Below are 8,816 nucleotides of genomic sequence, written 5' to 3'. Positions count from 1 at the left end.
CTTGTGGCGGCGGGGTTTTGGGTTGTCCGTGCGCGGCTTATGCGGGCGCCGGGCCTCGGTTCTCGCTGGCCGCTCACGCTGGGACCCGGTGGCGGTGACGTCCTGCTTCTGGCTGCTGTCCGGCGGGCTTGTGGCGGCGGGGTTTTGGGTTGTCCGTGCGCGGCTTATGCGGGCGCCGGGCCTCGGTTCTCGCTGGCCGCTCACGCTGGGACCCGGTGGCGGGGATGCCCTGCTTCCGGCTGCCGTCCGGCGGGCTTGCGGCGGCGGGGTCTTGGCTGCTCGCCCACGGCTTATGCGGGCGCCGGACCTCGGTTCTCGCCGCCCACCCGCGCCGGGGCCCGGCGGCGACGCCCCGCTCCCGCTGCCGCCCGACCGGCTGGCGGCGGGCACGTTCCCGGCTGCCCGCCCACGGCTGAGCGCGAGCCCGCGGCGGCGACGGTACCCAGCCCGCCCCCGGCTGGACGGGCGCCCGCCCGACCGACTCACGGTGGCGGCGGTCCCCTGCCCGCGCACAGCCGACGCGGTGGGCATCGAACCGGCCCCCGGCCCCCGGTTCTCGCCGCCCACCCGCCACGGGACAGGGCGGCGGCGCCGCCCCGCTTCCGGCTGTCGCCCGGCCCGCTCGTGGCGGCACGTTCCCGGCTGCCCGCGCATGGCTGACGCGGGCGCGGGACCCCGGTTCTCGCTGCCCGCTCCAGGCGGCACGGTCCTGGCCGCCCGCCCACGGCGGACGCGGTGGGCGTCGGACCCCAGCTCTCGCCGCCCACCCGCCACGGGACAGGGCGGCGGCGCCGCCCCGTTCCCCGTTGCCGCCCGGCGGGCTTGTGGCGGCACGTTCCCGGCGGCCCGCCCACGGCTGAACGGGCGCCCGCGACCGGCCCGCTGCGGCGACGGCACCCAGCCCGCCCACGGCTGGACTGCCCCGCCCGACCGCCCCGCACCAACGCAGCCCCCTCCCGCCCCCGGCCGCACAGTCGCCCACCCGACCCGCCCCGGCGCCGCGCACCGCGCCGCCGCCCGTCCGAATCCGGCCCTTCAACGTCCCGCCCGCCCCGGCCGAATCCGGCCCGTCACCGCCCCGCCCAACCCGGCCGAAACCGCCCCGTCACCCCGCCGTCACCCCGGCCGAAACCACCCCGCCACCCCGCCGCCCGCCCCCGCCGAAACCGTCCCGCCACCCGGCCGCCGCGCGGCTGTGGTGTGTCTGTGTGTAAGCTCCCGAACCCCGTCGTGGCCTGCTCGTGACCGTCTTCCGCAGGCGAAACGACCACGAAACCAAGATGTAGCGCAGGAGCGTTGACAGCACCGGTCGGCGGGGGCAGAGTACCTCGCAATACGTTCCACCGCCTCGCAATGCGAGATGAAAACCGGTGAGGAGGCTACGGGTGCGAGCCATGGTGCAGACCGATTTCGGAGGGCCCGCCGCCGTGATCCCCCAAGACGTTCCGATGCCCCGATGCGGGCCCCGGGACGTCGTGGTCGAAGTGGCCCACTGCGGACTCAACCGCCTCGACCTGCTACAACTCAAGGGCCCGGGGCTGATCCCCGGTTTCCGACTTCCCCATGTGCCCGGCATGGACTTCGCCGGAACGGTGGTGGCGACCGGATCCGCGGTCGCCTCCGTCGTCCCCGGTGACCGGGTCATCGCCGATCCCACCCAGGGCTGCGGCAGCTGCCCGCGCTGCGCGGTCGGCGACCGAGCCTACTGTGTGCGGCCCCGCGTCCTCGGCGGCAACGCCCCCGGCGGACTGGCCGAGTACGTGCTGGCCTCCGCCGAGTCGGTGGTCCAGGTCCCGGCGTCGTTCCCGCTCGACGCGGCCGTCACCCTGCCCACCGCCTTCTCGGCGGCCTGGCACGCGGTGCACACCGTCGGCGCGGTCGCCGCCGGGGAGACCCTCGTCGTGCACGCCGGAGCCAGCGCGGTGAGCCTCGCGGCCATCGCGCTCGCCAAGCGGGCCGGAGCCTCGGTCGTCGCCTTCGCGGGCAGCGAGCCCAAGCGGGAGGCCGCCCGCGCGGCCGGCGCGGACCTGGTGCTGCCCAACGGGGAGCCCGACGCCGCCAAGACGGTGTACCTGTTCACCGACGGCGCCGGCGCCGACCTGGTCCTGGACCATGTCGGCACCGACACCTGGCGCACCTCCCTGGACTGCCTCGGCATCCGCGGACGGCTGGTCCTGACCGGCAACACCAGCGGCGACCGGGTGTCCTTCTCGCTCCAGGAGGTCTTCCACCGCGGACTGCGCCTGCTGGGCACCGGCGGCTACAGCTCCGCCGACTTCGTCGCCGCCATGTCCGCCTGCTTCGCCGACCGGCTCCAGCTGCCGGTCGCCGCCCGGTTCCCGCTCGACGGACTGGCCGGTGCCTGGGACGTGCTGGCCGCCCGCGACACCATAGGCAAGGTCGTGATCCAGCCATGAGCGAACTCCTGATCGTCGGGGGCGACATCGTCACCATGGACCCCGGGCGACGGGTCCTGACCGGTGGCACCCTCGCCGTGTCCGGCGACCGGATCGCCGCCCTCGGCACCGCCGCCGAACTGCGGGCCCGCTTCCCCGGCGCCCGCGAGATCGACGCCACCGGCTGTGTCGTGATCCCCGGACTGATCGACGCCCACCAGCACTCCACCGTCGACCCCCTGGTGCGCGGCCGGATCCCCGACCACCTCAGCGCCCAGGAGTCGATCTTCGACTGGATCGTCCCGCTGCACGAGCACGCCGACGGCGACGACGACGAACTGGCCGCCACCCTCACCGCCGTCGAATGCCTGACCCGGGGCATCACCACCGTCCTGGATCCCGGCACCGTCGCCTACCCGGAGCGGGTCGTCGCCGGGATGACCGCCGCCGGGGTCCGGGGCCGGGTCGGCGGCTGGGGCTGGGACGCCAAGGACGTCCCCTTCGGGGCGCCCGCCCCGGAGATGCTCGCCCGGCAGGCCGACATCGTCCGCTCCCTGCCCGCCACCGGACCGGTCACCGGCTGGGTCACCCTGGTGGGCCACGATCTGGCCAGCGACGAACTCCTCACCGGCGCGGCCGAGCTGGCCGAACGGCTGGACGTCCCGCTGACCTGGCACATCTCGCCCGGCCCCGCCGATGTCACGGCCTACGCCGAGCGCGCCGGACGCCGCCCGGTGGTCCACTTCCGCGAACTGGGAGTGCTCGGCCCCCGGCTGCTACTGGGCCACGCGGTCTGGCTCGACGACGAGGAGATCGAGGCCGTCCTCGACACCCGGACCGCCGTCGCCTCCTGCCCGGGTGCCTATATGCGGCTCGGCCAGGGCTACACCCGCGCCTCCCGGCACGCCGAACTCGTCCGGCGCGGCGGCCGGGTGGCCCTCGGCTGCGATGCCCACAACGCGGGCGACGCCCCGGACATCTTCCTCGCGGCCTACCTCTTCGCCGCCCTGGAACGCGACCGCGACCTGCCCGACCCGATCCGCGCCGAGCAGGCGTTCGCCCTCGCCACCGTCGACGGCGCCCACGCGATCGGCCTCGGCGATCTGATCGGCTCCCTGGAGCCGGGCAAGGCCGCCGACATCGTCGTCCTGGACGGCCGAGACCCGGCCTGGACCCCGCGCGGCGACCTCGCGCGCCAACTCGTCTGGGGCCATGTCTCACGCACGGTCCGGGACGTCCTGGTCGACGGCCGGATCGTCCTGCGGGACCGGCGGCCGACCGGCGTCGACCCCGAGGCACTCGCCACCGCCGCCGCCGACCGCTCCGCCGCCCTGCTGCGCCGGGCCGGGATCACCCCCCGCCCGAGCTGGCCCGAGCAGCCGGCGACCACCCGGTAAGGAGGACCGCCCCCGCCGCGGCGGACCTAGTCCGTCCGCCGCCGCAGGCGCAAAAGGCCCTCTACCGAGCCGGGCCCGATCCGCGTACGAACACCACGGGCCCCGCACACCGCACCACCGAGTCACTCCGTACCGAACCGCTCCCCACCGCGCCCCCGGCCGTCCGCCCCGCCGACCGGCCGAACTCTCCGCCGTCACCCCCCGTACCGCATAGCGAATGGACCACGCACATGACTGCCAAGAGCACTCTCCGGTCGTCCCGGGCCGCAGTGGGTCTCGCGCTCGCCGGAGCCCTCGCGCTCTCCGGATGCGCCAGCAACGACGACACCGCGCCCCAGGCCGCCGATACCCCCGCCGCCAGTGGCGACAGCAGCGGCAGCGACTCCGGTCAGCAGCAGCCCGATGTCAACGGCGACGGCAAGGTCGTCATCGGTGTGCTCAGCCCCGGTGACATCAACGACAAGGGCTACTACCAGAGCTTCGTCGACTCTGCCGACGCCTACGCCGCCGAGCAGGACTGGACGGTCATCAAGCGCGGCAGCGTCCCCATCGGCGACGCCCTCGCCGCCGCCCGCGCGCTGTGTCAGCAGGGCGTCGACCTGGTCGCCCTCGGCGCCAGCGAACTGAAGAGCGCCATCCCGGCCTCCGAGGAGGCGGTGTGCGCCAAGACCGCCTGGTACGTGCCCACCGGCGCCAACCTCAACCAGACCCCCAAGGTCCTGCTCTCCGAGGACGACCCCAACCAGTCCATGCTGGTCGCCGGTTACGCCGCGGGCCTGAAGATGAAGGCCACCGGCGACACCAAGGCCGGCTTCATCACCGGCGCCAAGGCCGACTTCAGCGTCGCCGCCGCCACCGCCTTCCAGGCCGGCATCCGCGAGGTCGTCCCCGAGGCCACGGTGACCAGCACCTACACCGGTGACTTCAACGACTCCGCCAAGGCCAAGGAGGCCACCCAGGCCCAGATCAGCCAGGGCATCAAGGTCATCTACCCCTACCTCGGCGGTGCCACCGACGCCTCGGCGCGACTGGCCAACGAGAACGACGTCGTCACCCTCACCCCGGGCACCGACCGCTGCGCCTCCACCAGCCCCGCCTTCGATATCTCCGTCATCTTCAGCCCCGGTGACTACTTCCGGGCCGCGCTGGAGGAGTTCGCCAAGAACAACCTGAAGATGGGCACCAAGCGCGTCTGGCAGCTGGGCGTCGACCCCTACCCGACCGTCAAGATCTGCAAGCCGGCCGGTGAAGAGGAGCAGCAGCTCGCCGACTTCATGGCGAAGATCGGCAGCAAGGAGATCGACCCGAAGGCCGAGGTCGAGCGCCTCGGCTGATCCGCCCACCCCGACGAGGAAGACCAGCGATGACACCGACAGCAGCAGCGGCTCCCCTTCTGGAGCTGCGCGGCATCACGAAGTCCTACGGAGCGGTCACCGCCAGCGACGCCGTGGACCTCTCCGTCGACGCCGGCGAGATCCACGGTCTCCTGGGCGAGAACGGGGCGGGCAAGTCCACCCTCATGAAGGTCCTGCTGGGCCTGGTCCGGCGCGACGCCGGCAGCATCCTGGTGCGCGGCGAGCAGATCGCCCTGGACAGCCCGCAGGAGGCGGCCGAACTCGGCATCGGCATGGTGCACCAGCACTTCAGCCTCATCAACGGGCTGACCGTCTGGGAGAACGTGGCCCTCGGCGACACCGGCAAGGTCGACAAGCGGGCCCTGCACGCGGACATCGCCGAGGTCTGCGCCCGCTACGGCCTGCCCATCGACCCCGACGCCCGGGTCGACACCCTCTCGGCCGGTGAACGGCAGCGGGTCGAGGTGGTCAAGTGCCTGCGCCGCAACCCGCAGATCCTGATCCTGGACGAGCCCACCTCGGTGCTCACCCAGGCGGAGTCCCAGGAACTGTTCGCCATGCTCGGCCGGGTGGTGCGCGAGGAGGGCCGCGCGGTCATCCTCATCAGCCACAAGCTCGCCGAGATCGCCCAGGCCACCCACAAGGTGACCGTGCTGCGCCGGGGCAAGGTCGCCTTCCGGGCGGTCACCGCCGAGACCACCCCGCAACTCCTCGCCCGGCAGATGGTGGGCCGCGAGGTGTCCCTCGGCGAGGAGGCCGCCGCCCTCGGGCTGGTCCCGCAGCAGCACGCCGACACCCCCGACGACGAGCCCGCCGAACCCCGCCGGGCCGCCCTGCGCCTGGACGGACTCACCGTCGTACAGGACGGCGTCAAGATCCTCGACTCCGTCGACCTCACCGTCGGCGCCGGGGAGATCGTCGCCCTCTACGGCGTCGAGGGCAACGGACAGGCCATGCTCGGCGATGTCCTGTCCGGGCTGGTCGTCCCCACCGAGGGCACCATCGAGATCACCGGCTCCCCGGTGGACCCGGCCAGGCCCGGCGCGATGTCCCGGGCCGGGCTGGGCATCGTCCCGGAGGACCGGCACCAGAGCGGTGTCGTGCTGGACATGAGCGTCGCCGAGAACCTGACCATGAAGTCCCTCGACAAGGTCAGCGGCCGGTTCCTGCTGCGCCGGCGGGCCATGCTCACCGAGGCCCGCCGGCTCGCCGAGGAGTTCAACATCATCACCCCGTCGCTGGACGCGCCCGTGCGCAGTCTCTCCGGCGGCAATCAGCAGCGGGTCGTCCTCGCCCGTGAACTGTCCGGCGACACCAGGGTCCTGGTGGCCGCGCAGCCCACCCACGGCCTGGACGTCGGCGCCATCGAGGACATGTACGCGCGGCTGCGCAAGGCGTCCGCCGAAGGCGTCGGAGTGCTGCTGATCTCCACCGAATTCGAGGAAGTCATGGCCCTTGCAACCCGGATCGCGGTGATCTCCGCCGGGCGGATCACCGGAGCGCTGCCCGTCGCCGACGCGACCGCCGAACGGCTCGGCATGCTGGTCGGCGGTGAGGCCGCATGAGTTCCGCCGCCCTGTCGGGTGCGGACGACGCCGCCCGCCGTCTTCTCGCCCGGCTGCGCCCCGGCCGCGACGGCTGGCTCACCGCCGGGCTCACCGTGGTCCTCGTCGCGATCGCCCTGGGCGCCTCGGCGGTGCTGCTCACCGCGACCGGCGCCTCGCCCGGCGACTCGGCGCGCGCGATCTGGACGGGCAGCCTCGCCAACACCGGCGGCTGGACGACGACGCTGCTCAACGCGGCGCCGCTGCTGCTGGTCGCGCTCGGCGCCTGTGTCTGCGCCACCGCCGGGACGTTCAACATCGGCCAGGAGGGACAGGTACTGATCGGCGGCCTGTTCGGCGCCTGGGTCGGCCTCCGGCTGGCCCTGCCCGGCCCGACACTGGTCGTCGTGGTGATGATCGCCGCGGCGATCGGCGGTGGCCTGTGGGCCGCGCTGAGCGCGCTCATGTACCGCTACCGGGGCGTCAATGTCGTCGTCAGCACCCTGCTGATGTCGTTCCTCGCCCTCCAGCTGGTCTCCTTCACGGTGAGCACCCCGTGGCTGCTCCAGGAGAGCGCCCAGGGCTCCTCCGGCATCGCCGACGCCCAGTCCAACCCGCTCCCGGCGAACGGACTGCTCGCCCACTTCGGCGAGTACCCGTCGCTCCAGCTGAACGCGGGCCTGTTCATCGCGCTGCTCGCGGCGGCGGCCGTGGTGGTGGCACTGAGCCGCAGCCGCTGGGGCTTCAAGGTGCGCATGGTGGGACTCAACCCCCTCACCGCGCAGCACGCCGGAGTCCGGGTGGGTGCGCTCGGCGCCCTCACCCTGGCCCTGTCGGGCGCCTTCGCGGGCCTCGCGGGCGGGCTGCTGCTGGCGAGCCCCGTCAGCACCAACCGGCTCCAGTCCGGGCTCTCCGACAATGTCGGCTGGGACGGGCTGCTCGTCGCGCTGGTCGCCCGCAACCGGCCGCTGGTCGCCATCCCGGTGGCGTTCGTCTTCGCCATGCTGCGCGCGGGCGGCGACTTCCTGTCGGCCACCGGCGTACCGGCCTACCTCGTCGACATCGTCAAGGCGCTGCTGGTGCTCGCCTTCGTGGTGCCGCCCGTCCTCATCGACCTGTACCGCACGCGCCGCGGCGCCCAGCCCCAGGCGCCGGCCGCCGTGCCCGTCGTCCCGACCAAGATGGAGGCGACGGTATGAGCGTGCTCGACAGCACCGAGACCATTCTCGCCAGCGGTATCCGCCTGACCGTGCCCCTGGCGTTCGCCGCCTGCGGCGAGTACCTGGCCGAGCGGGCCGGGGCGATGAACATCTCCGTCGAGGCGATGATGCTCGGCGCCGCGTTCACCTCGGTGGCCACCGCCAGCGCGACCGGCAGCGCCACCATCGGCCTGGTGGCCGGGCTGGTGACCGGGCTCTTCCTGGGCTTCGTGCACGGCAACCTGTCCCACCGGGCGTACATCAACACCTTCGTCGTCGGCCTCGCGCTCAACGCGCTGGTGCTGGGACTGACGAGCTATCTGATCACCACCCAGCAGTTCGCCTCGCACCAGGTGAGCGTGCTGTCCATCCCGGTGCTGCGGGACATCCCGCTGATCGGGGAGGCGCTGTTCGCCGGGCGATGGCCGGTCTATCTGCTGATCCTGCTGGTGCCGCTGACCTGGTGGCTGGTCGAACGCAGCCGCTGGGGCCTGGAACTGCGGGCGGTCGGCGAGAACCCGCAGGCCGCCGATGTCACCGGGATCAAGGTGAACCGGCGGCGGCGCCAGGCCCTGCTGTGGTGCGGCGCGCTGGCCGGGCTCGGCGGCGCCTATCTGGCGGTCGGCGAGGTCGGTTCGTTCAACCAGAACATGACCGCCGGACGCGGATACATCGTCATCGCGGCGGTGATCTTCGGAGCCTGGCGACTGGGCCGGACCCTGCTCGGCTGTCTGGTGTTCGGCCTGTCCGACGCCATGCGCCTCGCCCTGCCCGCGCTGGGGGTCACCCTCAACGCCCAGTTGCTGGTGGCGGCCCCGTATCTGCTGGCGCTGCTCGCCATGGTGCTGTTCACGGCGAAACAACGAGAACCGGCGGCCCTGGGACGGCCCTTCGCCCGAGGGTCGACCTGACCCTGACCCTGACC

At 73.3% G+C, this 8,816-nt stretch carries 6 protein-coding genes; all 6 read left to right on the top strand.

Going from position 1 to position 8,816, the window contains the following annotated elements; all coding sequences use genetic code 11:
- Positions 1-1,448 precede the first annotated feature (1,448 nt).
- Positions 1,449-2,417, top strand: coding sequence for a zinc-binding dehydrogenase (locus tag ABZX40_RS03860; protein ID WP_355731235.1), 969 nt, complete (start codon positions 1,449-1,451; stop codon positions 2,415-2,417).
- Complete coding sequence (locus ABZX40_RS03855) at positions 2,414-3,793, top strand: amidohydrolase family protein (protein ID WP_355731236.1); 1,380 nt, start codon at positions 2,414-2,416, stop codon at positions 3,791-3,793. Before ABZX40_RS03860 ends, ABZX40_RS03855 begins: the two co-directional genes overlap by 4 nt.
- Positions 3,794-4,023: 230 nt before the next feature.
- Positions 4,024-5,127 (top strand): BMP family ABC transporter substrate-binding protein, encoded by a 1,104-nt coding sequence (locus tag ABZX40_RS03850; RefSeq protein ID WP_355731237.1) that lies wholly within the window; start codon positions 4,024-4,026, stop codon positions 5,125-5,127.
- 29 nt (positions 5,128-5,156) lie between these two features.
- Entirely contained in the window at positions 5,157-6,713 is a 1,557-nt protein-coding gene (locus tag ABZX40_RS03845) for an ABC transporter ATP-binding protein (RefSeq protein WP_355731238.1), read from the top strand.
- Entirely contained in the window at positions 6,710-7,891 is a 1,182-nt protein-coding gene (locus ABZX40_RS03840) for an ABC transporter permease (protein WP_355731240.1), read from the top strand. Before ABZX40_RS03845 ends, ABZX40_RS03840 begins: the two co-directional genes overlap by 4 nt.
- Positions 7,888-8,802 (top strand): ABC transporter permease, encoded by a 915-nt coding sequence (locus ABZX40_RS03835; RefSeq protein WP_355731241.1) that lies wholly within the window; start codon positions 7,888-7,890, stop codon positions 8,800-8,802. Before ABZX40_RS03840 ends, ABZX40_RS03835 begins: the two co-directional genes overlap by 4 nt.
- Positions 8,803-8,816: the final 14 nt, after the last annotated feature.

Origin of the sequence: Streptomyces sp. NPDC004610, assembly GCF_040609715.1 — a bacterium.
In the GTDB taxonomy this organism is placed as follows: Bacteria; Actinomycetota; Actinomycetes; order Streptomycetales; family Streptomycetaceae; genus Streptomyces.
This window is presented reverse-complemented; position numbering and strand designations above follow the sequence as displayed.